A 26128-nucleotide genomic window follows, 5' to 3' on the forward strand; every position below is an offset into this window, starting at 1 on the left:
ATAAGAAAGGGAGGAGACAATGAAAGTGAAAAGGTTTCTGAGTTCGGTCGTGCTCGCCTTGAGTTGTCTGCCGGGTCCCATTTTTGCCAGCGAGAAATTTCCGGTCGAGACCGTGAAAATTGTCGTGCCGTTCCCGGCCGGCGGAACGACGGACATCCTGGCGCGGCATGTTGCGCAGGGACTGAGTGAGAAGCTGGGTGTGTCGGTGGTGGTCGACAATCGCGCCGGCGCAAGCGGAATGATTGGCTCCGAGCAGGTCGCCCGCTCAACGCCGGATGGGTCAACTCTGCTGCTGACGGCAACTCATCACGTCATCAACCCAAGCCTGAACAAGAAGATGCCGTATGATACACAGCGCGACTTTGATCCGCTGGCCCTGGTCGCTAGTGTCCCGAACGCGCTGGTCGTGCATCCGAGTGTTCCGGCGAAAACGGTGGCCGATCTCATTGCCCTGGCAAAGAAAGAGCCTGGCAAGCTGTCTTTTGGATCGGCGGGTATCGGCGGCGCCAACCATCTCTCCGGCGAATTGTTCAAGATGCTTGCCAACATTGACGTCGTGCACGTGCCGTACAAGGGCGCGGCTCCCGCAATGAACGATCTGCTCGGTGGTCATATCCCGATGATGTTCGACTCGCTACCGACGGTGCTACCAGCGGCGAAGGATGGCCGCCTCCGAGTGCTCGGTGTCACCAGCCGCACCCGCGCGGAATCGCTGCCTGATGTTCCGACGCTCGACGAAGCCGGAGTCAAGGGTTTCGAAGCTACAGCGTGGTTCGGGCTCTATATGCCTGCGAATGTTCCTGCACCTGTCAAGGCGAAGCTTGAAGCCGCGATGAAGGACGTTCTTGCAAACCCGGAAACACGCAAGAAGTTTGATGCCCTTGGCGTCGCCCCCGGAAATCTCACCAGTGCCGAATTTAAGGCATTTGTGAATTCGGAAATTGAGAAATGGAGCGCGGTCGTCAAAAAGGCGGGCATCGCTCCCAAATAACGATCAGCGCCGATTGTGGTCAGAGTTGTCGGGGCATGGTCGTGGCCATGTGCCCCGACCGGCAGTTTGCCGGGCTGGAATTTCCAGCCCGGCATTTTTTATGACGTCATCGTTTCCTTCACCGCCGCCACCAGTTGCTTGAGCGTGAACGGCTTGGGAAGGAATGAGAACTGCCCTTCCGGCGGCAGATTTTTCTGGAACGCTTCCTCGGCATAGCCGGAGACGAAGATCATCTTGAGATCAGGATTTCTGACCCGCATCTCCTTGAGCAAGGTTGGCCCGTCCATTTCCGGCATCACCACGTCCGACACCACGAGATCGACTTCGCCGTTGCGGCGCTCAAGCACTTCGAGCGCTTCGACTCCGTTGCTTGCCTCCAGAACCGTGTAACCGCGCGAGGTCAAGCCGCGCGCATTGAGAGCGCGCAATCCTTCCTCGTCTTCGACGAGCAGAATGGTGCCGCGGCCGGTGAGATCAGGATTGGCAGCCTGCGCCAGATTGTTGGCCGCGGCCAGCGCGCCGGCGATGGCCGGCGATTCCACACGCTCCAGCTCTTCGTCCGCGGCATGCCGCGGCAGGAAGATGCGGAAGGTCGTGCCTTTGCCGGGCTCGGATTCCGGATAGATGAAGCCGCCGGTCTGCTTGATGATTCCATAGACCGTGGACAAACCCAGACCGGTGCCCTTGTTCACTTCCTTGGTCGTGAAGAACGGCTCGAAAATCTTTTCCATGACTTCCGGCGGCATGCCGGTGCCGGTATCGGTGACCTCCACCAGCACATGATCGGAGGCCGGCAAGGCTCCATAGCCAAAGCGCGCGGCCTCGGGCCCAGTCACGTTCCGGGTGCGCACCGTGAGATTGCCGCCTTCCGGCATGGCATCGCGTGCATTGACCGCGAGATTGATGATCACCTGCTCGAATTGCGACAAGTCGGCCTTGACCGGCCACAGGTCGCGGCCATGCACGACGTCGAGCTTTACCTTCTCTCCGATCAGACGGCGGATCAGGATGGTCAGGTCGGACAAGGCCTCGCCGAGATCCAGGACTTGCGGCCGCAAGGTCTGACGGCGGGAAAAAGCCAGCAACTGGCGAACAAGCGAGGCGGCGCGATTGGCGTTCTGCTTGATCTGCATGATGTCCTGGAAGGACGGATCGGTCGGCTTGTGCGCATTGAGCAGGAAATCGGTCGCCATCATGATGGCGGACAGTACGTTGTTGAAATCGTGAGCGATGCCGCCTGCCAACTGGCCGACGGTTTCCATCTTCTGCTGCTGCTTGATCTGGTTTTCCAGCGTGCGCCGGTCGGTTGTTTCCAGCGCATAGACGATGGCGGACTCGCTCTCGTCGTTCTCGATTCCGGTAACAAAGAAAGACGCGGCACGATCCCCGCTGCCGGCGAGCATGGCTTCTACCGGCGCGATATCGCCCTGCCCGTCGGCCGCCTTGTGGATGGCGGCTTCCAATGCGGCCCGATCGCGTTCGGCCAGCACCGACAGGATGTTGCGGACTTCACCGGACGCATCGTCCTTGAACAGGTCGTGGAACAGACGTGCGAACAGGGCGTTCGATCGCGCAATGCGACCATTGCGGTCGACGGTCGCAATCGCCATCGGCGTGTTGTTGAAGAAGCGCATGAAGCGCACTTCCGCCGCCCGCTGCGGATCGGAGCCGTCGGCGCGGGCGCGATTGAGCACCAAGGTCCTGGACATGCCGGGCGAGCCATCGGCGCCGAACGCGACCTTGTGAAAGAGTCGGACCGGGACGGACTTTCCGCCGCGGGTCTTGAAGTCGAGGTCGAGCACTTCGGTCTTCACCCCGCCCGGCGCTGCCGCCAGGGTTGTGAGAAGAGCGGCGCCTTCACCTGACACGATGTCTGCAAGCTTCAGCCCGCCCGACCCGACCTGCGCCAGATCATGATCGAGCCATGTCGCCAGTGTGGCGTTGAGGTAGACGATGTCGCCCTTGCCATCGACCGAGAAGAATCCGGCCGGCGCGTGGTCGAGATAGTCGATGGCGTGCTGCAGTTCCTGAAAGACGTTTTCCTGCCGCTCGCGGTCGCGCGTGACATCGGCAATGTTCCAGACCGTCAACCGCGAAGCGCGCTTTCCCTCGCCGAGCGGCCGCACCCGCATGCGCAGCCAGCGCGCCGGCCCGCCCTGCGGATCGGGGATGCGGACTTCTTCCTGCAGCCGTCGGCCTTCGCGGGACGCCTTGAGCAGCCGGTAAACCGCCTCGGACACGTCGGGGTCGCCGATGAACACCCGTTCGATGGGGCGCACATCCTTGGCGTCGACCGCATCGATCATATCCAGATATTGAGCATTGGCGTAGATGACCCGCCCGCCCGGATCGGTGACGACCAGTCCGTCGAAGGCGCCGTCCACCAGAATTTTCATCATCGGGTTGGCGGCATCCTTGCTGGCAAAGCGCAGCAAGCCGGACGCCAGGGCGAACAAGGAGAAGACGCCGATCGTGGCCAGGACCGCAAGCAGCAGAAGGATATAGAGCCCGGCCGCGTCCCGCCCGACATACAGCAGGCCCGCCACCGCCCCGACCAGCGCAATGGCGACCAGCAGGACAAACCCCATGCTTCCACCACGCCCGCTGCGGTCGAACACGCCGCGCTCCTGAGCCTCGCCAGTATCCGTCGTCGCCATAAGCTCCTTTGCCCCAGGCCGGCGGTGATCCGCAAGTGCACTTGCTTGGGCGCTCATTCGGGCACTCATGGCCGTGGCCGCGCCCCGCGCCGCAGATTCATGACATAGCCGATAACCTCGGCGACCGCACGATAGTGCTCCGGCGGAATTTCATCGTCGATATCGACGGTCGCGTGCAGGGCCCGGGCCAGCGGTGGATTTTCGACGATCGGCACTGCATGCGCCGTGGCCACCTCCCTGATCTTGAGGGCGAGCGCATCCACGCCCTTGGCGACACAGACCGGGGCATTGTCCCCGCGTTCATATTTCAGCGCGATCGCGTAGTGGGTCGGGTTGGTGATCACAACCGAGGCGTCCGGCACCGCTGCCATCATGCGCTTGCGCGCGCGCTGTTCGCGAATACGGCGAATCCGCGCCTTGACCATCGGATCGCCTTCGCTCTGCTTGAACTCCTCCTTGATCTCGCGGAGCGACATCTTCTGCTTTTCGTACCATTGTCGATACTGGAAGAAGAAATCCGCAGCAGCAATGACCGCGAGAATGGCGACGACGATGCCCATCAGCTTGAGCGAAAATATCACCACCAGCGGCAGGATCGCGGCGGGGTCGGTCGCCACCATGGATTCCAGCCGGTTCCGTTCCGGCCAGAGCAGCATCGACATCACCGTTCCCAGGAGCGCAATCTTGAGAATGCCCTTGACGAAGTTCACCAGCGCGACCTTGGAGAACAGCCGCTTCAGTCCGGCGGCCAGCGATATCTTGCTGAGCTTCGGCTTCAGGCTTTCGGTCGACCAGACCAGCCGGTGCTGGATCATGTTTCCGCCGATGGCGGCCAAGGCCAGCAGCAGGAACGGGATCGACAGAAGCGCAATCACTTCCAGACCCGTCTTGCCGGCGAAGAGAATAAGACCTCGCCCATCCATCGGAATGCGATGCATGTTGGCAAGAATGCCGCCCAGCGTGGATTTCAGGCCGGCGCTCATCGGCGTTGCGAACATCATGAGCAGCAATGTCGCCGCAGCAATCACGAACCAGGTTGAAACCTCCTGGCTTTTGGCAACATCCCCGCGCTCGACGGCTTCGTCCAACCGTTTCTGGGTTGGGTCCTCTGACTTCTCGTTGTCGTCGTTGCCGTCGGCCATCGCGCAGTCCGGTTACGAATAGGGAGCCATTTCGCGCAGAACGCCGCCGAGAAACTCGAGAAACGTGCCCATCATGGCACTGACGACAAGCAGGAGGATGAGAAAGCCGATCAGGATCGATAGCGGCATGCCGACAAAGAAAACCTGCATCTGCGGCATCAACCGCGACAGGATGCCGAGTCCGAGGTTGAAGAGAAGGCCGAAGACCAGAAACGGCGCCGACAATTGGATCCCGACCTTGAAGGCGGCCGCCACCGTCCTGGTGAACAGGGCCGCGATGTCGCCCGCGAGAAATGCCGCACCCGGCGCGAACAAACGATAGCTATCATTCAGCGCCGCGATCACGAGGTAATGCAGATCGGTCGCGAAAACGAGCGTGACGCCGAGAATGGTGAGAAAGTTGCCAACAATGACGTTCTGCTGGCCCTGCGTCGGGTCGACGGCGGTGACAAAGCCAAGGCCCATCTGCTGCGCCACCACCGCGCCGGCAACCTGCAACGCGGAAATGGTCAGGCGCGCGGTCAGTCCGAGCACCACGCCGAGCAGCAATTCCTGACCAAGCATCAGCAAGACCGGCCCGAATTGCCGCAGATCAATACTGTAGGCGTTGCGATGCAAGGGCAGGAAAATCGCCGCCAAAACGAGCGCAATGGTAAGGCGCACGCGCACCGGCACGGTCAATTCGCCAAGGCCCGGAAGCAGCATCACCATCGTTCCGATGCGGGCAAAGACCAGCATGAAAGCCGCGGCCAGCGATGGAAGGACGGAGACGTCAATGCTCATTCAGATGCGGTCTCAGCCGCCAGTAATGCGGCTCGCCAGCCGCAGCATGTGGCCCTGCATGATGTCGGCCATGAACGGCAGGGCGACCAACATGGCAATGAAGATCGCAAGAATCTTCGGAACGAAGACCAGCGTCATTTCCTGAATCTGGGTCAACGCCTGGAACAGCGAGATCGCCACACCCACGAAAAGCCCCACCAGCATCAGCGGCGCCGCTACAAACACCAACGTCATGATCGCGTCGCGCGCGACATCGAGCACTTCCGGTCCGGTCATTTCCCCTCCGATTTCACCTCTCCCCGCTTGCGGCGAGAGATCGGCTTCCGAGCAACGCGAGGAAGCCGAAGGGGGCGATGAGACCAGTGCTAAACATCGAGGCCCCCTTACCCGGCTCGCTGCGCTCACCACCCTCTCCCCGCAAGCGAGGAGAGGGAAGATCAAATCGGCATCCGCATGATTTCTTCGTAAGCCTGGATCACCTTGTCGCGCACGGAGACGAGCGTCTCGATGGCCGTCTCGGATTCGGCGACCGCAGTGACGACATCCACGACATTGGCCTTACCCGTGACCGCAGCCTGCGTCTGCGCATCGGCGCCGTGACCGGCCTTGACCACCGACGTCAGCGCATCCTTGACCATGGCGCCGAAGCTGTCGGTGCCGCCGAGGCCCGTCGCGCCTTTGGTGAGGCCGCCCGCCAATCCGCCGCCCGGATCGGTGATCTTGGCAAGACTGGCATAGGCATTGGCGGCGCCAATCGGCGAGGTCATGAGCTGCTCCGTCAGGCTTTCAGGATTTCAATCGTGCGCTGGATCATCCGCCGCGTCGCGCTGATGACGTTGACATTGGCTTCGTAGGATCGCTGCGCCTCGCGCATATCGGTCATTTCCACCAGCGAATTGACATTGGGATATTTGACATAGCCGTTGGCGTCGGCCGACGGATGTCCGGGCATGTGCTTGCTGACGAAGGGCGATTGATCGGTACGAATGCGGCCGAGCGCGACGACGCGGGCATCGAGCGCGCGATCGACTTCGCTGGTGAAGGTTGAAATCTTCCGGCGGTAGGGATCGCCGCCCGCAGTCAGCGCAGTGGAATCCGCGTTCGCGATATTCTCCGAGATGATGCGGATGCGGCCCGCCTGCGCCTTCAGGCCGGAGGCGGCGATGGCAAGTGACTTGATGAAATCCATGATCCACTCCCTCAGCGCTTGCCCAAGGCCGTCTTCAACAAACCAAGACTCTTCGCGTAGAGCGTGGAGGCCTGCTGATACTCCATCTGGTTGGCCGCGACCTTGAGCATCTCTTCCTCGAGCGCGACGGCGTTGCCGGTGGGGCGCGTCTCAAACCCGCCGTACTGGCCGGTCCGGAACCGGGGTGGGCTCAGCCCCGCCCCGGCGATATGGCCTGGATCGGTGCGCGCCAGTGCGACCGCCACGGAGGTCGGCTCTGGCTTGTCGAATTCGGGGGCCTTCAGATCGTGCGGCCTGAAAAAGGGCGTGTCGGCGTTGGCGACATTCTCGGCGAGCAGGCGCTGGCGCTCCTGATGCCAGTGCATCCTGGTGCGCAGCATCGAAAAGATCGGCATTTCGGAGATGGCCATGACGCTCCTCACCCGGGGGCACAGCGCGGCCTCTGCCACGCTGGGCAAACTTTGCCGGGGGTATGGTTAACGCGAGGTAAATATTGTGGGCGGCTGGTATTTATTGGCTTCGCCTTGAAACCGCCGCCAAGTGCCAATTTACCAATCGCAGCAGAAGGTCGGGGCCAGCCAAAGAAAGCGGTCCCCGATCCTTAAGAGTTTGTTAATATGAGCCGCGGCAAATATTGCCGAAGGCTTAACAGGTCGGGCGATTCACGGCTCGGACGGCCCGATTGCGAGCGAGGAGCCTGTTCGATCTCATGCTGGAAAGCCTCTTTGGAGCGGAGACGCCCCTCGCCGTGCGTTTTTTCATCGCTTTCATCGTCGTTTTCGCGCTGATCGGCGTGGTCGCCTGGCTCGTCCGCCGCTTTGGAACGGGTGCGCTCGGGTCGCAGGGATCGCGCGGGCGTGCGCCGCGACTTGCGGTCATCGAGGCCGGCGCGGTCGATGGCCGGCGCAAGCTGGTGCTGATCCGGCGCGACAATGTCGAGCATCTTATCATGATCGGCGGGCCGACGGACATCGTGATCGAGCCGAATATCGTGCGCGGCCAGAATGCGCGTGAAATGGCCGCTCCGCGCGGAACCGGCGCCGCCGAGGCATTGCCGCGGGCGGTTCCGCTCAGCGAAGAAACCTCCTGGCCGCTGCAGCCCGAAGTCGCACCGCGTCCGGTGCGCGCGCCGCGCCCCGCCCCGGCCGTGGAAGACACGCTGCAATGGCCGACACCGCCCGAACCCAAGGCGCCAGTCGCGCCGGCCGCCAGGCGCACGCAGCGTCCGAGCGATACGCTGGCCGGCCTCGCTGCCGAATTGTCGGCGCGTCCGGCGCCGCAGCCCGAGCCCGACATCTTGCCGGTCCGTGCCACGCCGAAAATCGAGCCTCGCATCGAGACCCCGAAAATCGAACCGCGCATCGAGCCGCGCCTGGAACCGAAGGCTGAACCCAAAGTCGAGTTCAAGCCCGAACCGAAAGTCGAGGTGCGCACAGCGCAACCGGCGGCGGCCAGCGCCGAAGATGCCGATCAGAATCTCGCCGACATGGCGCAGCGACTGGAAGCCGCCCTGCGGCGCCCAGGCGGGCCGCTGGCGCCTGCCGCCGCACCTGCTGCGGCGCCGGCGGCGGCCAAACCGGCGGTGGAAAAACCGGCGACCCCCGACAAGAAGCCCGCTCCGGCCGCCACCAAGCCGGACAATGTCTTCGGCAGCCTTGAAGAAGAGATGGCGAGCTTGCTCGGCCGTCCGCCAGGGAAGACGTGAGGGCCAAGATTGCCGCGAGCTGCGTTCGTCGATTGACGGTGGCGGCGGCGATCCTGGCAGTAGCAGACCCGGCCTTTTCTCAGGACATCAGCATCAATTTCGGCGCCGGCGCCGGGTTGACCGAGCGCGTCATCCAGCTTGTCGCGCTCTTGACGGTGCTCACGCTGGCGCCGTCGATCCTGATCATGATGACCTCGTTCACGCGCATCGTGGTCGTGCTGTCGCTGCTGCGCACGGCTTTGGGCACGGCCACCGCGCCGCCCAATGCCGTGATCGTCTCGCTCGCCCTCTTCCTGACCGCCTTCATCATGGGTCCGGCGTTCCAGAACGCCTATGACGTCGGCATCCGGCCGCTGATCAACAACGAGATCAATGTCGAGCAGGCGTTTGAACGCTCGTCCGAGCCGTTCAAAACCTTCATGCTGAAGAATGTGCGGGAAAAAGATCTGAAGCTGTTCAGCGATCTGTCGCGCGAGCCGGCGCCGGCGAGCCCCGAGACCCTGTCGCTGCGGATTCTGGTGCCCGCTTTCATGATTTCCGAGCTGAAACGCGCCTTCGAGATCGGATTTCTGCTGTTCCTGCCCTTTCTCATCATCGACCTGGTGGTGGCGTCGGTGCTGATGTCGATGGGCATGATGATGTTGCCACCAGTTGTTGTGTCGTTGCCGTTCAAGCTGATCTTTTTCGTCCTGGTCGACGGCTGGACGCTGGTGGCCGGCTCGCTGGTGCAGAGCTACGGGACCTAATGGCCTGGACTCACACGTGAACCGGAAATGTTTCACGTGAAAAAATTCCTATAGCCTCCCTTTGTCATGCTCGTAGAAGTGCTCATCCTCGGCCGCGAGCATGTCATCCTCGCCCGTGAGCATGTCTTCCTCGGCCGCGAGCATGTCTTCCTCGCCCGCGAGCATGCATGTTCTGGCGATTCTTCGGGGCGGAGGAAACGAGCACAATTAGACAGACTTTTTTCCGCGGTTCTCGTCCCGTTTCCCGCCGGGCCACCCTTCCCCGAACCAGTACCAGGCGATCACCGCGCACGGCACGCCGAGCGCGAGCCAGGACAAGCCATCCCAGAGATCATCGCCGAGCAGCGCCGAAAGGTGTCCAACGCCGCTCAGCACACCGAGCAGAATCGGAATACCGAACACCTGCAGCAACGACCGCCGCTTCATACCCGGAACAGGTTTCAAGACGCGGCCCTTGCACCGACCAGCAGCGCCATACGCGCCGGCGCGCGCGCAGAGCGGCGGCGTCTGACCCAGAGATAGAGCCCGGTCACCAGCACCACGATGGTGGCGATATCGAGCAGCGCCCAGATGATCTTCAGCGGCATGCCGCCGTAGAGCAGATCAGCGGCTCGCTGCGCGCTGGACCACAGTTTTCACCGTTCCCGTCGGCTTCAAATCGGCCGGCGGCGTGTGTGTGGATTGCTTCACCGGCATCTGCCGCGCCGCCTGACCTGACGACAGCGCGCCGACCTCCGGGAAACGCTCTCGCATCTCGCGCAGAAAATTGTCGAGCGTGTCGAAGGCGACGAGCTTGGCGATGTCCTTGAATTCAGAAGCCTTGGCGCCGAGCGGCGAGGTTGCGATCTCGAAGGCATGACGATCGGGCCCTTCCGCCATCTTCGCCGCATAACGCTCGCGCAGACGTGCGGCGCCAATGACATCTTCGCCCAGAGCATAACCGATCGCCGCGCGCAGGATGTCGGCGCGCTCGACCTCTGATAGCGGCTCGAAATTCTTCCAACTGTCGCCGTGCAGCAATTCGATCTGCTCAGCGGCCTCTGCATAACGCTTGGCCGACCAGAGAATGTCGGCGCGCAGCCGCACCGCCTCGCGCAGGTCGATATTGCTGACCACGTCCAGCGCGACGTCGTAGCGGCGCAGATCCGACAGCGCCCGCGCCTCCAGCAGCAGCCGCAGATGGCGCAATTCATTCGACATGCCGGCCATCCGCGTCGTCCGCAGAACATGCTGCGCCTTGTCCGGCTTGTGATCCATCAGATAGATGACCGCGAGCCGGGTTGCGACCTGGGCACGCGCCGCGCCCTGCAGACGGTTCTCCACCTGGTGCTGCAAAAGCTCAGCGGCCTGCGGCAGCAGGTCCACCGACACCAGCCGGTCGGCAAGCCGGCGGATCATCTCGTCGCCGCGGCGGCCGATCGGCGTCAATTCGCGGAAATCATAGAAGAGGCTGACCGCGTCGATCGCCGGCAGCACGTCGCCCTTCCCGGCCAGGAACAGGGAATCGAAGGTGATTGCGGCCTCGTCGTGAATGCGCCGCGTCATCTCCGAATTGGGATGCGCGCGCAGCGCCGTCCGCATCACATGAAACGCATCGCGGTAACGATGCTCTTCGGTATAGAGGCGCGCGAGCTTGTGCAGCGCCTCGATCTCGGTCTCATCCCCGCGCCACAAGGCCGTGAGGGTCTCGAGCTCGGCGAGCATTTCGGCCCGCTTGAGATCGCCAAGATCGTAGCGCAGGACCAGTTCGCGCAATTGCCCTTGCGCCGCAGACGGCCGGTCGGATGAATCTGCCGCGAGGCGGTAATGCTTGAGCGCCTCTTCGGTCTTGCCCAAGCCTTGTGCCAGCCGCCCGTTCAGTACTTCGATGGCCGGCCGCATCTGGATGGGCAGTCCGATGGTCTCGAATTCGTTGACCTGCTCGGACGCCGTCTGGAAATCCCGCGTCTCGATGGTCGAGCGCAGCGCTTCCTTCAGCGCCAGCCGCTGCAATTCGATCGGCAGCGTCGCAATCGCCGCCTCGACATTGCGGAAGCCCTGTCGCGCTTCCGCCCATTTCCCCTGCCGCGCATACGCAAACGCGCGCCAGAGCGGCGCATCATGATTGTCGCCGACGACGCTGTTGTTCAGATCTTTCAGCGCCTCGTCCGGACGGTTGAGCATGATGTTGGCGACCGCGCGCAGCACCAACGCCGCCCCGTCCTCGGCCGTCGAGCGGTCATCCGCCATGGCGACGTCGAGGACCGCCTTGCCCTCCACGAACATTTCACGCGACAAGTAGAAGCGCGCAAGATCGAGCCGCGGCGCGGAGCGCTTGTCTTCCGCCGCGTCCGCCGCAGCCGCGATCAGCTTGTATTGACGCTGGGTGAAATTCGACTGCCGGTCAAACCCCCAAAGCTGAGCGTCGAAAACCATCGGCCGATAAGCCGCGCTATTTTTCAGGCTCGGCATGACGCCCGACAGCGTGAGCCCATGCGGACGGCTGACAATGATCTTGTCGGACGACAATTCCATCAGGACGTCGTCCGCGATCGTCTGCACTGCAACGCCATGTGTCGAGGCCAGGGCACGGAACTCGACAAAATCCTGCGTCTTCAGGAACCCGCGCGCCGGGCCAAGGCCAGTGACCACCAGAACGGTGTCGCCAATTTCCGCATCGTGGATCTTGTGCGCTTCGCGCGGCCGGTCGAAGGGAATGGTTACGCTCGGTCTTTTGGTGCCGGTAATGTTGCGGGCAATGCCCAAGGGCCGGGTTTCTTCTTGCGCGGAATCGCCGATGGTGACGCTCCAGGTTGCGCCGTCATTATTCGCGGCGATGAGCCGCGGGCGCTCCAGCAACACGCGCACGACCTGACCATCCTGCGACGGCGCCACCTCGGCCGAACGAATGGTGCCGCTGGTATCGGCATTCAGGGCGGTAAGGTCGATCCTGTCCTTGCTGTCGAAGATGATCCACAAGGTCGCGGCGCGCTGGAAAATCGCCGCCGGCGTCGGCTTGGCGAACGGAAAAATCAGCCGCACATCATCGCCGCTGCGGACCAATTCGGCCGTGAGCGCGGCATTCGGATCGCGCGCGCCCTCTTTTGCCGGGTCGGGTGCGTCACCCGGATGTTCGTCCAGCACGACCGCGGGAGCCGCTTCAGATTTGGCCAGCTTGACCGCTGGCGCCGATTCCGAACTCGCTGCAGGCGCCGCCGCTTGGCGTGTGGCCGTCGCCGGCTGTGCGACAGGTGCCGCACCGGCTTGCCTGGCTTCTGCAGACTTTAATTCGGTCTGCGCGTCTGATTTTTTCTCAGGGCGGCTCTTCGTCTTGTCGGCCTGCGGCGCTGGTTCGGCAGCGGCTGGTTTCGCGGGAATGGTCTGAGGCGCGGCAACGCCCGGCGGGGGTGTCACAGGCTTCATCGCCGCGGCGGACGGAAGCTTCAGCTCGGTCGTCTCCGGCACGCCGACATCGACGACATAATTATTGTCCTCGCGAAAGCTGCGAATATCGATCTTGCCCTCAAACGCGAAACGCACCGAGACCGCCTCCCCGAGGTCGCTCTCCTCGATTGACTTCACGGATTTCGGCAAATGGGTCCGCGCCTCGCCCAGATCGAATTTGAGCGGAGCGGAGAATGTCACGGTGAGATCATCGGTGCCGCGATCGCTGGAAATCGGGATGACGTCCGGCAATTCAAAAACGTAGCGGACGAAGGTCGGCTGAATCGCGACCCGCACGCGCGCGGGCCTCACCGTCTTTTTCGCGGCCAGCTGCTGGGCGCGTAGAATCTTTTCCGCTTCCCGCGCGCGCCGCGCCAGCTCTTCGATCACTTCCTTCGGCAATCCTGGCGGCAGCCCGGTCCAATTCTCCGGCAGCAGATCGACAAACACGCGCTCGCCCGCCGCCATGGAATGGACGGTCACCTTGCGATTGAGCGCCAGTCGCACCCCGAGACCGTCGGGATCGCGCCGCGCTGCTGCAATGTAATTCGGAACTTCCGCCGCGATCTTCTCGGCGCCGATATCGACGGGATGCCTGAAGCCGATCACGACAATGGCGCCGGCCTGACGCACATCCGTCTCGACCTCTTCCGCCAGATGCAGAACAATCCGGGCATAGCCGCCGCTGGTTTCGACGCGGACCTCACCCTTGACGGGCGCATTCTGTGCCGGGGCGCTCGAACCAAGGGCGGCGGAAAGCGCAACAGCCATCAGCACGAAGCACAGACGGTGCAGTAGCGCCCGCGCAAGCAGTGCTGCGCCCGGCCCACTTGCTGGCATTCTTTTCTGGAAAGCCACCATAACTGCTCGTGCCATAGTAAGACGTGCTGTACAGCACATAACGGAGCCTAGGTGGCGGCATCTAAAATAGTATTAACCGTCCGTTTACGCAGAGCTAACCGCCGTTGGGTCGGCCTTCAATCTTCGGTAATTCAGAAGTCGACGGGCCGGATTTGCTGTCCGTCCCGCCGCGATTGGCAAGTTCGACGGTCAGCCGCTCGGCCGCTTCCGGCGTCATCTGCGCCATGATGTCGGACATGCGGCGAGGATTGATCTGGCTGGCCACCTCGGTCGCCAGCTTGATGTCGAGTCTGTCGAAAATCTTGGCGGCATCCTTGGCCTTCATGCTCTCATACATGGTCACAAGGCTTTTCAGCCGGCTCCGGTCGGCCTCTTCCTTCTTCTCGGTGGCGAGCGCGATGCGCGCCTCGATGTCCTTCAATTCGCTGGTCCGCGACTCGATTCGCTTTTCCGCTTCGAGCAGAAGCGTTTCCCGCACGTCAAGCTCGCGCGCGCGCTGCTCCAGTTCCTGCCGGCGCTCGGTCAGGCGCTCGAGGATGGCGCGCTCGGCGGCGGAGAGCGGCTTCGAGTCGAGCTGGATCAGAGTGCCGTCCGGCTCGCGCTTGGGCTCCACCGGCTTGGGCGGCTTCTTGTCGGCGCCGGTCTCCGCACTCGCGTCTTTCGGCGCCGGGGTCGGCGCCTTGGTTGCGCCGGTCGAGGATACGGAGCCCGTCACATCCGGAAAGAACATTTCCTGCGCCCATGACTTTTTCTTGGGCTCCGGCTGGACGCGAGCGGCCACCCCCTGGTTCAGGATCGTGTTGTCGGTCGCATAAATGTCGCGGTCCGACTTCGAGAGCGACCCGGTGCCAAGCGTATAGCCGCCCTGGGTGAAAAGGCCGACCACCTTCAGCGTGAAGAGCGCCGCGGCGGCGACCAGCACAATGGGAATCAGCCGGAACTCACGCAACAGGCGGTTCATGCAGCGCGACCATTCACCCGCATGCGGGCGCGTTCTGCAAAAGCCTGCGCGGCGGCCGCGATCGACCTGGCGTCAGCCTTGATCTCGGGAAGCCGTGCCGGCAGCGGCTCGGCTTCCTCCTCATGCTCTTCCGCCGTCGCAAGAAGCTGCCGGGCATAGGCAATCTTGCGCAGGCGGCCGAGGACCTCTTCGCCGGATTTCACGTGCTCCGCCATCGTGTTCGAATAGAAATCGGCATCGCGCAGGCGGGAGCCGAGAATCTCTTCCGCCTCACGCACCGTTTCCTTCAGGCCCGCAATGGCGCGTTCGGCGCTTTCGGTCGCCATCATCAATTCGGAGATCGTCATCCGCATCGAACGCTCGTCGGATTTCAGCACCTGGATCCGCTTGTTAAGACGCGCGCAATACAGGATCGTGAGCAGCAGCAAGACCGCCACCAGGCTCTCGATCGTCAGTCCGAGCAGATTGCTCACGTCGCCGCCTCCACCCTGTGTCTGGATTTTGATTCTTCCGCATTCTCGAACATGGCAAGCGTCATCTTCGGCTTGCGCAAAGGCTTCGCAACACGGACCGACACGCGGTCACCCACACGCCCCATGCGGCCTTCCGTCAACGTCACGTCACCGCAACGCACCGACACCAACGCATCCGGCTTGATTTCCAGCGGCAGCGTGTCGCCGACCTGCAGCTTCATCATCTGCCGCAGCGGCAGCTTGGCCTCGAACAACACCGCATCGACCGACATTTCCGCCTGCGCGATTTCCGTGGCGAGATGGCCCTCCCAGATCGGGTCGCGGCCGAACTTCTCGCCCATGAACATCTGCAGCAGGACGCCGCGAATCGGTTCGATGGTGGCATAGGGTAGCAGCAATTCCGCGGTGCCGCCGCGGTCTTCCATGTCGATGCGAAGGCGCACCAGGATCGCGGCATTGGCCGGACGGGTGATGGCGGCAAAGCGCGGGTTGGTTTCCAGCCGGTCGATATTGAACTTCACCGGCGACAGCGGCTTGAAAGCGAGTTCGGCGTCGGCCAGCACCACCTCGAGCATGCGCTTGACGAGATTGGCCTCGATCGTCGTGTAGGGGCGTCCCTCCACCCGGATCGCGCCGGAGCCGCGGCGGCCGCCGAGCAGCACGTCGATGATCGAATAGATCAGGTTGGAATTGACGGTGATGAGCCCGAAATTCTCCCATTCCTCAGCTTTGAACACGGCGAGAATGGCGGGAAGCGGAATGGAATTGAGATAGTCGCCGAAGCGCACCGAGGTGATACGGTCGAGCGAAACTTCAACGGTGTCGGAAGTGAAGTTGCGCAAGGAGGTCGTCAGCAGCCGGACCAGCCGGTCGAAGACGATTTCCAGCATCGGCAGGCGCTCGTAGGAGACCATCGCCGAATCGATGATCGCCCGGATGCCGGAATTGTCCGCGAGTGCGACATCCGCCAGGCTGAAGCCGAGCAGGCTGTCGATTTCCTCTTGCGTCAGAATGCGCTCGGTACCGGCCTTAGCGCTCTGCATGAACTGGTTTTCGTCCAGCAAAGCGTCCGCATTCGCCTCCGTCGCGCCGTCAACGCCGGCCGCCGATGTATTGCCTTCGGCTTCCAGCGCCTGCCCCCATTCAGCGGCAAGTGTTTCTTTGTTGATTTCGTCCGCCACTGCTTGCCCCTATTGGACCACGATTTCCCTGAACAGGATTGCGTTGACGCGGTTCGGTGCAATCGAAGCATTGACACGGCGAGTCAGCTCTTCCTTCAGCCGGTAAAGGCCTGCCGAGCCGTCGAGATCGGTCGGCCGCAACTCGCGCAGATAGGTCTGGAAGGCATCCATGACGCGCGGCAGCATGGGCTGCACCTGCTGCGCCATCGTCTGGTCTGGCAGCTCGAGGACGATCTTCACCTTTAGATATTGTGTGCGCTCGGAACCGGTGTTGGACAGGTTGACCAGCGTGTCCGGCAGATCGAGGAAAACCGGCGGCTTGACCGGCGTGGCGGCCGCGGTCTGGCCATTCCCGCTCTTTTTGAAGAAGACCATGTAGCCGACGGCACCGCCACCGAGCAGCAAGAGGGCTGTGACGCCCATGATGATGAGCTTGAGCGGCAGTCTTTTGAGCAGCGGAAGTGGCTTGGGCGCACCTTCGGCCTGTTCGTCCCCGGCATCGGGTTCAGGTTCAGCCTGTGCCGGCTTCTTCTTCGCTGCCATTCCGTCGGAATCCTGCAATTGAGACGGGCCGCACCGGTATCCGAAGGATGTCCAGCGGAGACGCAGCCCGTTTGCGCCCCATTGCTGCGACGTTAGGGCCACCATGGTTAATGAAATCTTTCCAAGCCCATTAACCGGGAAATATTTGCCGGGTTGGACGGGTCGAAGTTGCCGCCGGCGCTCCGCCAACAGCGGCCAGAAATAGCCAAGCTATTGTTATCGCTTTACTTTCCTGATTGGCACGCCCCCTGCAAGACTTTGTTTGCCATCCGCTTGGGAGAGCCGATGGCACCGCGGAGCCGCCTTGGGAGGGCGGCTGCAGCGATCAGGGGAGTTAAGCGATGGAGAATGCCCTTCTCATCGGATTGTCGCGGCAGATGAGTCTGCGGCGTGAGCTGGATGTGGTCGCCAACAACGTGGCCAACATCAACACTACCGGCTTCAAGTCCGACACTGCCGTCTTCGAAGAATATCTGATGCCGGTGGCGAGCCATGACGACTTCAAGGGCCGCGACCGGCGCCTGAGCTATGTCCAGGACCGCTCCACCTGGCACGATATGGGCCAGGGGCCGATCAAGCAGACCAACAATCCGCTCGACGTCTCGATCGACGGCAATGCATTCCTGGTCGTGCAGACGCCACGCGGGGAGCGCTACACCCGCAACGGCTCGTTCCAGATCAATGCGCAGGGGCAGCTCGTCACCAGCGAAGGCTACGCCGTGCTCGGCGACGGCGGCCCGGTGCAGTTCCAGGCCGAAGACCGCGACATCACCATTGCCCGCGACGGCACGGTTTCGGTGCCGGACGGCGCGCGCGGTCGGCTGCGTCTCGTCACTTTCGCCAATGCGCAGCGCCTGCAGAAAGACGGAACGTCAACGTTTGCGGCGCCCGCCGACATGCCGCCGCAGCAGGCTGAGCTTGTGCATGTGATCCAGGGAACGGTGGAGCAATCCAACGTCAAGCCGGTGGTGGAAATGGCGCGGCTGATCGAGGTTTCGCGCGCCTATACGCAGCTCGCCACGCTGCTGCAGCAGCACGGCGACATCCGCAGGTCCGCGATCGAGAGGCTGGCCGAAGTGCCGGCCTGACGCGCGGCGACGAGGAGATAGGTCATGAGAGCGTTACACACCGCAGCGACCGGAATGATGGCCCAGGAACTCAACGTTCAGGTCATCTCCAACAATATCGCCAACATGCGGACGACTGGTTACAAGCGCCAGCGCGCCGAATTCCAGGATCTGCTCTACGAACAGGTGCGCCGCGTCGGCACCCAGGCCTCCGCACAGGGCACGCAATTGCCCGCAGGCGTCGAGATCGGCTCCGGCGTCAAGACCGTCGGCACTCCGCGCATCATGACGCAAGGCCCGATGATCCAGTCGGGCAAGGAATACGACGTCGCCATCCGCGGCGAAGGCTTCTTCCAGATTCAAATGCCGGACGGCCGCACCGCCTATACGCGCGACGGCTCCTTTGAAATCGACTCGCAGGGGCGCCTGGTGACGGCGCAAGGCAATCTGGTGCAGCCAGGCATCACCGTGCCGCAGAATGCCAGCGGCTTCACCATCAATGCGCAAGGCCAGGTGTTTGTCACGCCGGTCGGCACGACCACGCCGACGCAGATCGGCCAGCTCGAACTTGCCATCTTCATCAACAAGGCCGGCCTGCAAGGCATCGGCGACAACCTCTATCTGGAAACGCCGGCCTCCGGCACGCCGCAAACCGGTCAGCCGCAAGCGCTCGGCTATGGCAGCCTGCTGCAAGGCAATCTCGAACAGGCGAATGTTGAGGCGGTCAGCGAGATTTCCGATCTGATCGCGGCGCAACGCGCCTACGAGATGAACGCCAAGGTCATCTCCGCCACCGACCAGATGCTGCAATCCACCACCGGCATGATGCGCTGAGGAGCACGAGCCATGATCCGAGCAGTCACAACCGCGCTCTTCCTCACACTCACCGCCACCGCCTCGGCGCAACAGACCGGCGCCGCTGCCCCGCTGGCACCGGCGCTGCGTAGCGACGTGCTCGCGACCAGCGAGATCGTGCGCATCGGCGACCTTGTCGACAACGCCGGCGCGGCGGCCTCGATCCCAGTCTTTCGGGCTCCCGATCTCGGACAGACCGGAAGCGTCTCCGTGGCGCGCGTGACCGAGGCGCTGCGCGCCCATAATGTCTTCGCCATTGATACCCGCGGCCTAACCGAAGTCACCGTCACGCGGGTGAGCCGGGCCATCGGCACCAAGGAAATCCAGGACCACCTCGCGCGGATCATCGCGACCCGCTATGGGCTGCGCGATCCCGAGAATCTAAGCGTGACCTTCGATCGTGAGTTCCGCACGCTTCATGTCGATCCAAAAGCGGCGGCTGATCTCAATGTATCACGGCTGTCGTTCGACACCCGCAGCGGACGGTTCGACGCTGTCCTGGAGATCAGCGGGAGCTCCGCGGCGGGCCGCATTCCCATGCGGTTTACGGGCGCGGCGATCGAGACAACCGCAGCAGCCGTCGTCATCCGGCCGATCGCGCGCGGCGACGTGCTCCGCGAATCCGACATCGCCATCGAGCGCCGGCCGCGGACCGAAATTTCGAGCGACGCGGTGCGCGATCCGCAAGGCGCGATCGGCCTGGCGGCACGCCACACCATCAAGGCCGGCCAGATCATTCGCCGCGCCGACCTCGCAAAGCCCGAGCTCGTGCATCGCAACGAACCGGTGATCATCGTCTTCGAGCAGCCGGGCCTGATGCTGACCTTGCGCGGCAAGGCGCTGGATTCAGGAGCAGAAGGCGACACGGTGAATGTCCTTAATCTGCAATCGAAAAAGACGCTGCAAGCGGTCGTGAGCGGCTCCAACCGCGTGATGGTTGTCTCCACAACGCCGCGCGCGACCACAAACATCGCCTCGATTTCTCATCCCGTTATTTCGGCGCGCCGCTAAAGAGCGAGTGAGGTCTTATGTTGTACCGAGCCAATCCATCGCCGCTTCTGCGTTCGGCCGTATGCGGTCTGGCGCTCACCTCGCTGCTGTCGGGATGCGCGGCGCTCGACCGCCTGAAACTGATCGGCGAACAGCCACCGCTGTCGGCGATTGAAAATCCGACTGCGGCTCCGGGCTACAAGCCGGTGCAGATGCCGATGCCGATGCCGCAACCGGCCTCCTACAATCCGAACTCGCTGTGGCGAAACGGCTCGCGCGCCTTCTTCAAGGATCAGCGCGCGCATCAGGTCGGCGACATCCTCACCGTCAAGGTCAAGATCACCGACAAGGCGACCGTCGAAAACGAGACCTCGCGCAGCCGCAAGAACTCGGAGGACTCCGGCGTCGACAATTTCTTCGGCAAGACGAAGCTGCCGATTTTCGACAAGGTCAACATCCCCGGCAAAATCCTGACGGCGGATTCGACCGGCTCCAGCGAAGGCAAGGGTTCAATCGACCGCAAGGACGAGATCACGACGAATGTCGCCGGTGTCGTGACCCAGGTGCTGCCGAACGGCAATCTCGTGCTTGAAGGCAAACAGGAGATCCGCATCAACTATGAAGTGCGGGAACTGATTGTCGCCGGCATCGTCCGTCCAGAGGATATCGAAAGCGACAACACCATCGACTCGACGAAGATCGCGCAGGCGCGCATTGCCTATGGCGGCCGCGGCCAGATTACCGATGTGCAGCAGCCGCGTTACGGCCAGCAGGTGCTTGACATCATCTTGCCGTTCTGACGACCGCGCTCCTCCTCCCGTCGGAGGTCAACGAGCTCCCACGCCGCTCCATCGTGCGCAATGGAACGGCGGTCACGACGCGGCCTCCGGCAGCTCCCCGCCGGAGGCCGCGATCATTTTGGAAAGCGGCCTGGGAAATTCGCGCTACATACCCCGTTCATTTCCCGCGCAGGCGGGAATGAAGCTTTGCCGGGCTGGTCCCCGCTTTCGCGGGGACGAACGGAAGGCTGATGCAACCTGATCGGAATGAACTCTAATCGTCCCGGTAAACGCGCTCGCGCCGCTCGTGGCGCTCCTGGGCTTCGACCGACAGGGTAGCAATCGGACGCGCTTCCAGCCGCTTCAGCGAGATCGGCTCGCCGGTTTCCTCGCAATAGCCGTAAGTTCCATCATCAATGCGCTGCAAGGCGGCGTCGATCTTGGCGATCAGCTTGCGCTGACGGTCGCGGGCCCGCAGCTCAATGGCTCGGTCGGTCTCTGAACTAGCCCGGTCGGCCAGATCCGGATGATTCTGGTTCTCGTCCTGGAGATGCTGAAGGGTTTCCTTGGCTTCCTTCAGAATGTCGTCCTTCCAGGCCAGGAGCTTGGCGCGGAAATAGTCCCGCTGCCTTTCGTTCATGAAAGGCTCCTTCTCGGACGGCCGATACTCTTTGGTCTTGTCCGAAGGCATTCCGTACTCCCGTATTCCCGTTAGCCGGTCCATCGCCCCTGTAAGGGGCTGGCTTATAGCCTTGGAGGGAGGGGGCCGACAACTGCCATTTATACGGTCCGCCGCGCCGGAACGTTTACGCGCAAACCATTGAAATCCGCATGATTTGGAGATTCGGGCGGCCGGCTAACGGCGCGTCATTTTGGCTATTTCGACCTCGACCCGCAGGTCGATTTCCGCCAGCACGGAATCCAGGCCCAGTTCCCCGGTGCCCTGCTTCAGGTCCGCCGAAAGGGCCCGGAGGCGGCCAAGAAGGGCGGGGTCGAGGTGCCCGCCAAGCAAACCGAGCTTGACCTCGTCCAGGACATCAAGCGCGCGTCGCCCGCGACCGACCGCACGGCGGCGACGCTCGGTTGCGTCCTCCACTCCCTGAAGGGCGACCAGGGCGTCGATGCCGCCAAGACTACGCACCGCTGCGGCCGAGTTGGGGGTCCGGGCGCCCTCGCCTTCGTCCAGCCGGAAGGCACCGGATGCCGCGCGGCGCGGCGCCTGGCTCTCGCGGGCCAAAGCAGTGGAACCGGGTCCGTAGATGCGCATCGGCATGACACTGGGCCGTTATGGTTAACCGCCCGTTAACACAGGGCAAAAGCTGCCGGGCCACGGCAAGGATTGCAGACTAGCCGAGGCCGGTATTGCCCGCACTGGATTCAAAACATCAGCATTCACAAGGCATTAATTTCGGCCGGCGCATTGGCACGGCATTCGCATCATTCCTGTTGGCATGCTGCCTTGTGGGAGCTTGGGAGCGTGCCGGACGAAGGCGGGGAGCCTGATGATGCGACGACTGAGTAGATGGATCGCGGTGAGCGGGGTCGCAGCTTTGCTGCTGCTCCAGGCCTGGCCGGCGCAAGCGACATCGCGCATCAAGGACCTCGCCAATATCGAGGGCGTGCGCCAGAACCAGCTGATCGGCTATGGCCTCGTCGTCGGCCTGAACGGCACCGGCGACACGCTCAACAACATCCCTTTCACCAAGCAGTCGCTGCAGGCGATGCTCGAACGTCTCGGCGTGAATGTCCGCGGCGCGCAGATGCGCACCGGCAACGTCGCCGCCGTGATGGTGACTGCCAACCTCCCCGCCTTCGGCACGCAAGGTACCCGCATCGACGTGACGGTGTCGGCGCTGGGTGACGCGAAAAGCCTGCAGGGCGGCACGCTGCTGGTCACCCCGCTGCTCGGCGCCGACGGCAATGTGTATGCGGTCGGACAGGGCTCGGTCGCCATCGGTGGCTTCGAGGCTGAAGGCCAGGCGGCGAAGATCGTGCGCGGCGTGCCGACCGTCGGCCGGATCGCCAATGGCGCGATCATCGAGCGCGAGATCGACTTCCAGCTCAACCGCCTCAACCAGATCCGGCTCGCCCTGCGCAATGCCGACTTCACCACTGCGAAACGCATCGCCGCCGCGATCAACGACTATATCGGCGCGCCGACCGCAGAGCCGCTCGACGCCTCCACCGTCCAGCTCACTTTGCCCGGCAAATCCGACACCAACATGGTGGCGCTGTTGACCGAGATCGAGCAATTGCAGGTCGAGCCCGATCTCGCCGCCAAGATCATCATCGACGAGCGTTCCGGCGTCATCGTGATGGGCCGCGATGTGCGCGTCTCCACCGTCGCCGTGGCGCAAGGCAATCTGACGGTGACGATTTCGGAATCGCCGCAGGTCAGCCAGCCGGCGCCGTTCTCGCAAGGGCGGACCCGCGTCGTGCCGCGCACCAATGTCCGCGCATCGGAGGACGGCTCCAAGCTGGCGCTGGTGCAGGAAGGCGTGTCGCTGCAGCAACTGGTCGATGGTCTCAATGCGCTCGGGATCGGCCCGCGCGACCTGATCACCATCCTGCAGGCGATCAAGGCGGCCGGGGCTCTGCAGGCCGATATCGAGGTGATGTGATGGCGGCCTCGATCACCACGCCCATTCCGACCTCCACCGCGGCCTATGGCTACAACATGGCCTCGGCCGTCGCGCCGGCCGCTCTCGCCAAGGCGCGCAACGCGAAAGCGCGCGAGCAGGCGCAGGACTTCGAAGCCATGTTCCTGAACCAGATGTTCAGCCAGATGTTCACGAGCATGGAAGGCGAAGGCCCCTTCGGCGGCGGCAAGGAAGTCGGAATCTGGCGCTCATTCCTCACCGACGAATATGCGAAATCCTTTGCCAAGAAGGGCGGCATCGGCCTTGCCGATCATGTCTATCGCTCGCTGATGCAACAGCAGGAAATCGCCCCCGCAAAATCCGGAGCCGCGATGTGACAACCGCGCAAGCCCCCGTCCCCGACGCCGGCAAGCTGATCATGCATCTGACCGGCGTCATGGCCGACATCATCACCATCGTCGAGCACGAAACCGAGCTTGTCCGCGCCGGCAAGCTGACCGAGGCGGCCAAGCTGGAGCCGGCCAAGACCGCGCTCGCGCAGCAATACATGGCAACGGCGAACATCCTTCAGGGGCAAAAGCCTCTGCTGGCCAAGGCCGCGCCCGATCAGCTTGACGCGCTGCGCCGCCGGCATGACGAGTTTCACGCGCTGCTGCAGATCAATCTGACGGTGCTCGCCACCGCGCATGCGGTGTCGGAAGGCATCATGCGCGGCGTGTCCGCCGAACTCGCCCGCAAGTCCGCGCCGCAGACTTATGGCGCCAGCGGACAGCATTCGGCGCCGAGCCCGAGCGCGGCGCAGCCACTCGCGGTGAGCCGGGTTCTATGACTCTTTATTTCCTCTCCCATTCACGGGGCGAGGACAGGCAGGTCCGAGCCCGGTGAAGGGCATTGCACGGCCCCTCATCCGGCTTCCTCATTTCATTCGGAAGCCGTCCTCTCCCCGCGCAGCGGGGACAGGTGAAGCACCCGCTAACAGGCGGTTAATGCAATTGGCGTAGTGTCCAGGTGAGTTCGCGCACGAGTTGATCGTGTATCCGTCCCGTTTTCACGCGACAGCGTTCCGGGGAGGTGAGCATGGACTCCAGTTTCACCATCAAGCCGCGCGACACGATTTCGCGGGTCGGGATCGGCCGCAGCAGCATCGTTCGCACCGAGCTTGCGCCCTCGCAAAGCGTGAGCGCCGCAAAGCCGCTCGCCGACACGCATGTGCCGCTCGCCGAAGGCAGCGGCCGCGAGCCGGTGATCAATCCACAGGCGCAGGCGCTGCTCAGCCGGGAGCAGGAAGAGCGGTCCAAACGCGCAAAACGGGCGGCGGACGAGGCGCTGTTGCGGCAGCGGGCCTATGGACACGCGGCACCTGTGCAAGACGCCGCGCACCATGATGAACACCATGAGAGCCAGGATCCGCACGCCGATATCGAAGTATAATTTAACAGCCGCTTTCCGGCGTCGTTAACACGACCCTAAACGGCTTTTCGGTCGCCGGTTTTTATCGAGCGATTCAAACACTCTGCAAACGCTCAATCAAATTTAACGCAACGCGCAAACGCGCGCTTAAGCATCCTTTTTTACGCGGTCTTACGCGGGCCCGTGCGATCAAGGCGCCGATCCGAAACGGATCAAGAAGAAACATCGTTCAAACCAGAAAGGTTTCGTACAATGGCGTCCAATATCACCCTCTCGGCTGGCGTTCGGCAGAACCTGCTTTCGCTGCAGAACACCGCCTCGTTGATGGCCACCACGCAGAACCGTCTTGCCACCGGCAAGAAGGTCAACTCGGCCCTCGACAACCCGACCAACTTCTTCACCTCCGCTTCGCTGCAAGGCCGCGCCTCCGACATGGGTGCGCTGCTCGACGCGATGTCGAACGGCATCAAGACCCTGGAAGCCGCCGACAACGGCCTCTCCGCGATCACCAAGACCGTCGAGTCGATGCAGTCCACGCTGCGTCAGGCCCGCCAGGACAAGTCGTTCAAGTCGGATTCCTACACGGTCACCATCTCGGCTCCGACCGGCGCCGAAGACCTGGAATTCACCGGCGGTTCGGTCGGCGCCACCCCGGTCGCCGTCAACCTGACCACCAGCGTCAACACGCTGGGCGGCGGCGCCTTCACGGCCGTCGACTTCACCAACGGCGGCAACAACAACGGCTCGATCGACTTCAGCATCACCGCCAATGGCGGCGCGGTGCAGGCGATCTCGATCACCTATGCCGAAGCCAATGCGGCTGCCGCCGACGCCTCGGCAGTAACCGCCGACGAACTGGTCGATCTCATCAATACCGAGCTGACAGCGGCCAACGTCGCCGCTACTGCGTCGGTTGATGGCAGCGGCCAGATCGACATCGTCTCCGACAGTGCCGACGGAAATACCGCCAACGTCACCATCTCCAACTTCGCGGCCACCAACGGCGCAGCCGGCTCAGGCCTCGCCGACGGTACCGGCACCGACGCCTATACCGCCAAGTCGGTGGATACGCTGGTCAACGAAATCAACGCCAATGTTTCCTTCATCGACAAGATCCGCGCCTCCAACGACAACGGCAAGCTGCGCATCGAGAACCTCTCGACCGCGGACCTGACCATCACCGGTATCAACGCCGCGACGGGCGTCGTCAACGGCGGTGCTACCACGGATGTCATCGGACCCAACGATGTTCGCCGCAACCTGGTCAAGCAGTTCAACGAACTGCGCGACCAGCTCAACAAGCTGGCGGACGATGCCTCCTTCAACGGCGTCAACCTCTTGCGCGGCGACAAGCTGAAGATCACCTTCAACGAGACCGGCACCTCGACCATGGAGATCCAGGCCAAGACGCCGGCCGGTGTTGCCACCTCGATCAACGCCTCGAACCTCAGCATCGCCTATGCTGTCGATGCCGATTTCGACAGCGACACGGTGCTGGACAGCCGCCTCGACACCCTGCAGACGGCGCTCAACACGCTGCGCTCGCAGTCGTCGTCCTTCGGCTCGAACCTGTCGATCGTGCAGAACCGCCAGGACTTCACGAAGTCGATGATCAACACGCTGGAAACCGGAGCCGACAACCTCGTCCTCGCCGATTCCAACGAGGAAGGCGCCAACCTGCTCGCCCTGCAGACCCGCCAGCAGCTGTCCACGACGGCTCTGTCGCTGTCCGCCCAGGCCGACCAGGCGGTGCTGCGTCTGTTCTAAGACCA

General features: G+C 63.0%; 27 protein-coding genes and 1 pseudogene. 12 read left to right on the top strand and 16 right to left on the bottom strand.

All coding sequences use genetic code 11. The annotated features are described in order from the left end of the window. Positions 1-19: 19 nt before the first annotated feature. Entirely contained in the window at positions 20-991 is a 972-nt protein-coding gene (locus RO009_21690; GenBank protein ID MDT3687648.1) for a tripartite tricarboxylate transporter substrate binding protein, read from the top strand. Between the two features lie 98 nt (positions 992-1089). On the opposite strand, the gene RO009_21695 is transcribed toward RO009_21690, so the two are convergent. The 7 genes from RO009_21695 to flgB form a co-directional block, all read right to left on the bottom strand. Then, a complete protein-coding gene (locus RO009_21695) occupies positions 1090-3648 on the bottom strand; it encodes a response regulator (GenBank protein MDT3687649.1) in 2559 nt (852 codons plus the stop codon). 65 nt (positions 3649-3713) lie between these two features. Then, positions 3714-4790 (bottom strand): flagellar biosynthesis protein FlhB, encoded by a 1077-nt coding sequence (gene flhB, locus RO009_21700; GenBank protein MDT3687650.1) that lies wholly within the window; start codon positions 4788-4790, stop codon positions 3714-3716. A 12-nt stretch (positions 4791-4802) separates the two neighbouring features. Further along, positions 4803-5573: a flagellar biosynthetic protein FliR gene (fliR, locus tag RO009_21705; GenBank protein ID MDT3687651.1), complete on the bottom strand. Its 771-nt coding sequence runs from the start codon at positions 5571-5573 to the stop codon at positions 4803-4805. A 12-nt stretch (positions 5574-5585) separates the two neighbouring features. Then, positions 5586-5849, bottom strand: a complete 264-nt coding sequence (fliQ, locus tag RO009_21710; protein MDT3687652.1) for a flagellar biosynthesis protein FliQ — start codon at positions 5847-5849, stop codon at positions 5586-5588. 161 nt (positions 5850-6010) lie between these two features. Beyond that, positions 6011-6340 carry a flagellar hook-basal body complex protein FliE gene (locus RO009_21715; GenBank protein MDT3687653.1) on the bottom strand — a complete coding sequence of 110 codons (330 nt, stop codon included), beginning with the start codon at positions 6338-6340 and terminating at the stop codon, positions 6011-6013. Positions 6341-6351: 11 nt separating this feature from the next. Continuing rightward, entirely contained in the window at positions 6352-6762 is a 411-nt protein-coding gene (gene flgC, locus RO009_21720) for a flagellar basal body rod protein FlgC (GenBank protein ID MDT3687654.1), read from the bottom strand. A gap of 11 nt (positions 6763-6773) precedes the next feature. Next, complete coding sequence (gene flgB / locus RO009_21725) at positions 6774-7172, bottom strand: flagellar basal body rod protein FlgB (GenBank protein MDT3687655.1); 399 nt, start codon at positions 7170-7172, stop codon at positions 6774-6776. Positions 7173-7444: 272 nt separating this feature from the next. Here flgB and RO009_21730 point away from each other — a divergent pair, with 272 nt between their 5' ends. After that, complete coding sequence (locus RO009_21730; protein MDT3687656.1) at positions 7445-8467, top strand: flagellar biosynthetic protein FliO; 1023 nt, start codon at positions 7445-7447, stop codon at positions 8465-8467. Positions 8468-8499: 32 nt separating this feature from the next. Next, positions 8500-9213: a flagellar type III secretion system pore protein FliP gene (fliP, locus tag RO009_21735; GenBank protein ID MDT3687657.1), complete on the top strand. Its 714-nt coding sequence runs from the start codon at positions 8500-8502 to the stop codon at positions 9211-9213. A 207-nt stretch (positions 9214-9420) separates the two neighbouring features. Here the strand turns inward: fliP and RO009_21740 are convergent, their stop codons facing one another. The 7 genes and pseudogenes from RO009_21740 to fliL form a co-directional block, all read right to left on the bottom strand. Then, positions 9421-9639, bottom strand: a complete 219-nt coding sequence (locus tag RO009_21740; GenBank protein ID MDT3687658.1) for a hypothetical protein — start codon at positions 9637-9639, stop codon at positions 9421-9423. A 14-nt stretch (positions 9640-9653) separates the two neighbouring features. Next, positions 9654-9809: pseudogene (locus tag RO009_21745) on the bottom strand (PepSY domain-containing protein). 7 nt (positions 9810-9816) lie between these two features. After that, positions 9817-13476 (bottom strand): tetratricopeptide repeat protein, encoded by a 3660-nt coding sequence (locus tag RO009_21750; GenBank protein ID MDT3687659.1) that lies wholly within the window; start codon positions 13474-13476, stop codon positions 9817-9819. Between the two features lie 115 nt (positions 13477-13591). Then, positions 13592-14458: a flagellar protein FlbB gene (locus RO009_21755; protein MDT3687660.1), complete on the bottom strand. Its 867-nt coding sequence runs from the start codon at positions 14456-14458 to the stop codon at positions 13592-13594. Further along, positions 14455-14931: a DUF6468 domain-containing protein gene (locus tag RO009_21760; protein ID MDT3687661.1), complete on the bottom strand. Its 477-nt coding sequence runs from the start codon at positions 14929-14931 to the stop codon at positions 14455-14457. Before RO009_21760 ends, RO009_21755 begins: the two co-directional genes overlap by 4 nt. Continuing rightward, positions 14928-16112: a flagellar motor switch protein FliM gene (fliM, locus tag RO009_21765; GenBank protein ID MDT3687662.1), complete on the bottom strand. Its 1185-nt coding sequence runs from the start codon at positions 16110-16112 to the stop codon at positions 14928-14930. Before fliM ends, RO009_21760 begins: the two co-directional genes overlap by 4 nt. Before the next feature lie 9 nt (positions 16113-16121). Next, the gene (gene fliL / locus RO009_21770) at positions 16122-16655 is read right to left on the bottom strand and encodes a flagellar basal body-associated protein FliL (GenBank protein MDT3687663.1); all 534 of its coding nucleotides are present in this window, start codon (positions 16653-16655) and stop codon (positions 16122-16124) included. A gap of 341 nt (positions 16656-16996) precedes the next feature. Here fliL and flgF point away from each other — a divergent pair, with 341 nt between their 5' ends. Genes flgF through flgH form a run of 4 tightly spaced genes read left to right on the top strand, consistent with a single transcriptional unit; the run spans position 16997 to position 20367 of the window. Further along, entirely contained in the window at positions 16997-17743 is a 747-nt protein-coding gene (gene flgF / locus RO009_21775; protein ID MDT3687664.1) for a flagellar basal-body rod protein FlgF, read from the top strand. A 24-nt stretch (positions 17744-17767) separates the two neighbouring features. Further along, the gene (gene flgG, locus RO009_21780; GenBank protein ID MDT3687665.1) at positions 17768-18556 is read left to right on the top strand and encodes a flagellar basal-body rod protein FlgG; all 789 of its coding nucleotides are present in this window, start codon (positions 17768-17770) and stop codon (positions 18554-18556) included. 12 nt (positions 18557-18568) lie between these two features. Continuing rightward, positions 18569-19588: a flagellar basal body P-ring formation chaperone FlgA gene (flgA, locus tag RO009_21785; GenBank protein MDT3687666.1), complete on the top strand. Its 1020-nt coding sequence runs from the start codon at positions 18569-18571 to the stop codon at positions 19586-19588. Between the two features lie 17 nt (positions 19589-19605). Next, complete coding sequence (gene flgH / locus RO009_21790) at positions 19606-20367, top strand: flagellar basal body L-ring protein FlgH (protein MDT3687667.1); 762 nt, start codon at positions 19606-19608, stop codon at positions 20365-20367. Positions 20368-20620: 253 nt separating this feature from the next. Here flgH and dksA read toward each other — a convergent pair whose 3' ends face one another. Together dksA and RO009_21800 are read right to left on the bottom strand one after the other, a co-directional pair. Then, on the bottom strand, positions 20621-21037 hold the full coding sequence (gene dksA, locus RO009_21795; protein ID MDT3687668.1) for an RNA polymerase-binding protein DksA: 417 nt from the start codon (positions 21035-21037) through the stop codon (positions 20621-20623). 165 nt (positions 21038-21202) lie between these two features. Beyond that, the gene (locus tag RO009_21800) at positions 21203-21613 is read right to left on the bottom strand and encodes a flagellar assembly protein FliX (GenBank protein MDT3687669.1); all 411 of its coding nucleotides are present in this window, start codon (positions 21611-21613) and stop codon (positions 21203-21205) included. A 238-nt stretch (positions 21614-21851) separates the two neighbouring features. Between RO009_21800 and RO009_21805 the strand changes: the two genes are divergently transcribed. The 5 genes from RO009_21805 (at position 21852) to RO009_21825 (ending at position 26123) form a co-directional block, all read left to right on the top strand. After that, positions 21852-22967 carry a flagellar basal body P-ring protein FlgI gene (locus RO009_21805; GenBank protein MDT3687670.1) on the top strand — a complete coding sequence of 372 codons (1116 nt, stop codon included), beginning with the start codon at positions 21852-21854 and terminating at the stop codon, positions 22965-22967. Beyond that, positions 22967-23323 (top strand): flagellar assembly peptidoglycan hydrolase FlgJ, encoded by a 357-nt coding sequence (flgJ, locus tag RO009_21810; protein ID MDT3687671.1) that lies wholly within the window; start codon positions 22967-22969, stop codon positions 23321-23323. The genes RO009_21805 and flgJ overlap by 1 nt, the downstream gene beginning before the upstream one ends. After that, a complete protein-coding gene (locus RO009_21815) occupies positions 23320-23775 on the top strand; it encodes a hypothetical protein (GenBank protein ID MDT3687672.1) in 456 nt (151 codons plus the stop codon). The genes flgJ and RO009_21815 overlap by 4 nt, the downstream gene beginning before the upstream one ends. Positions 23776-24023: 248 nt before the next feature. After that, a complete protein-coding gene (locus RO009_21820; protein ID MDT3687673.1) occupies positions 24024-24377 on the top strand; it encodes a hypothetical protein in 354 nt (117 codons plus the stop codon). Between the two features lie 231 nt (positions 24378-24608). After that, the gene (locus tag RO009_21825; protein MDT3687674.1) at positions 24609-26123 is read left to right on the top strand and encodes a flagellin; all 1515 of its coding nucleotides are present in this window, start codon (positions 24609-24611) and stop codon (positions 26121-26123) included. Positions 26124-26128 lie beyond the last annotated feature (5 nt).

The organism is Pseudorhodoplanes sp., assembly GCA_032027085.1.
Taxonomy (GTDB): Bacteria; Pseudomonadota; Alphaproteobacteria; order Rhizobiales; family Xanthobacteraceae; genus Pseudorhodoplanes.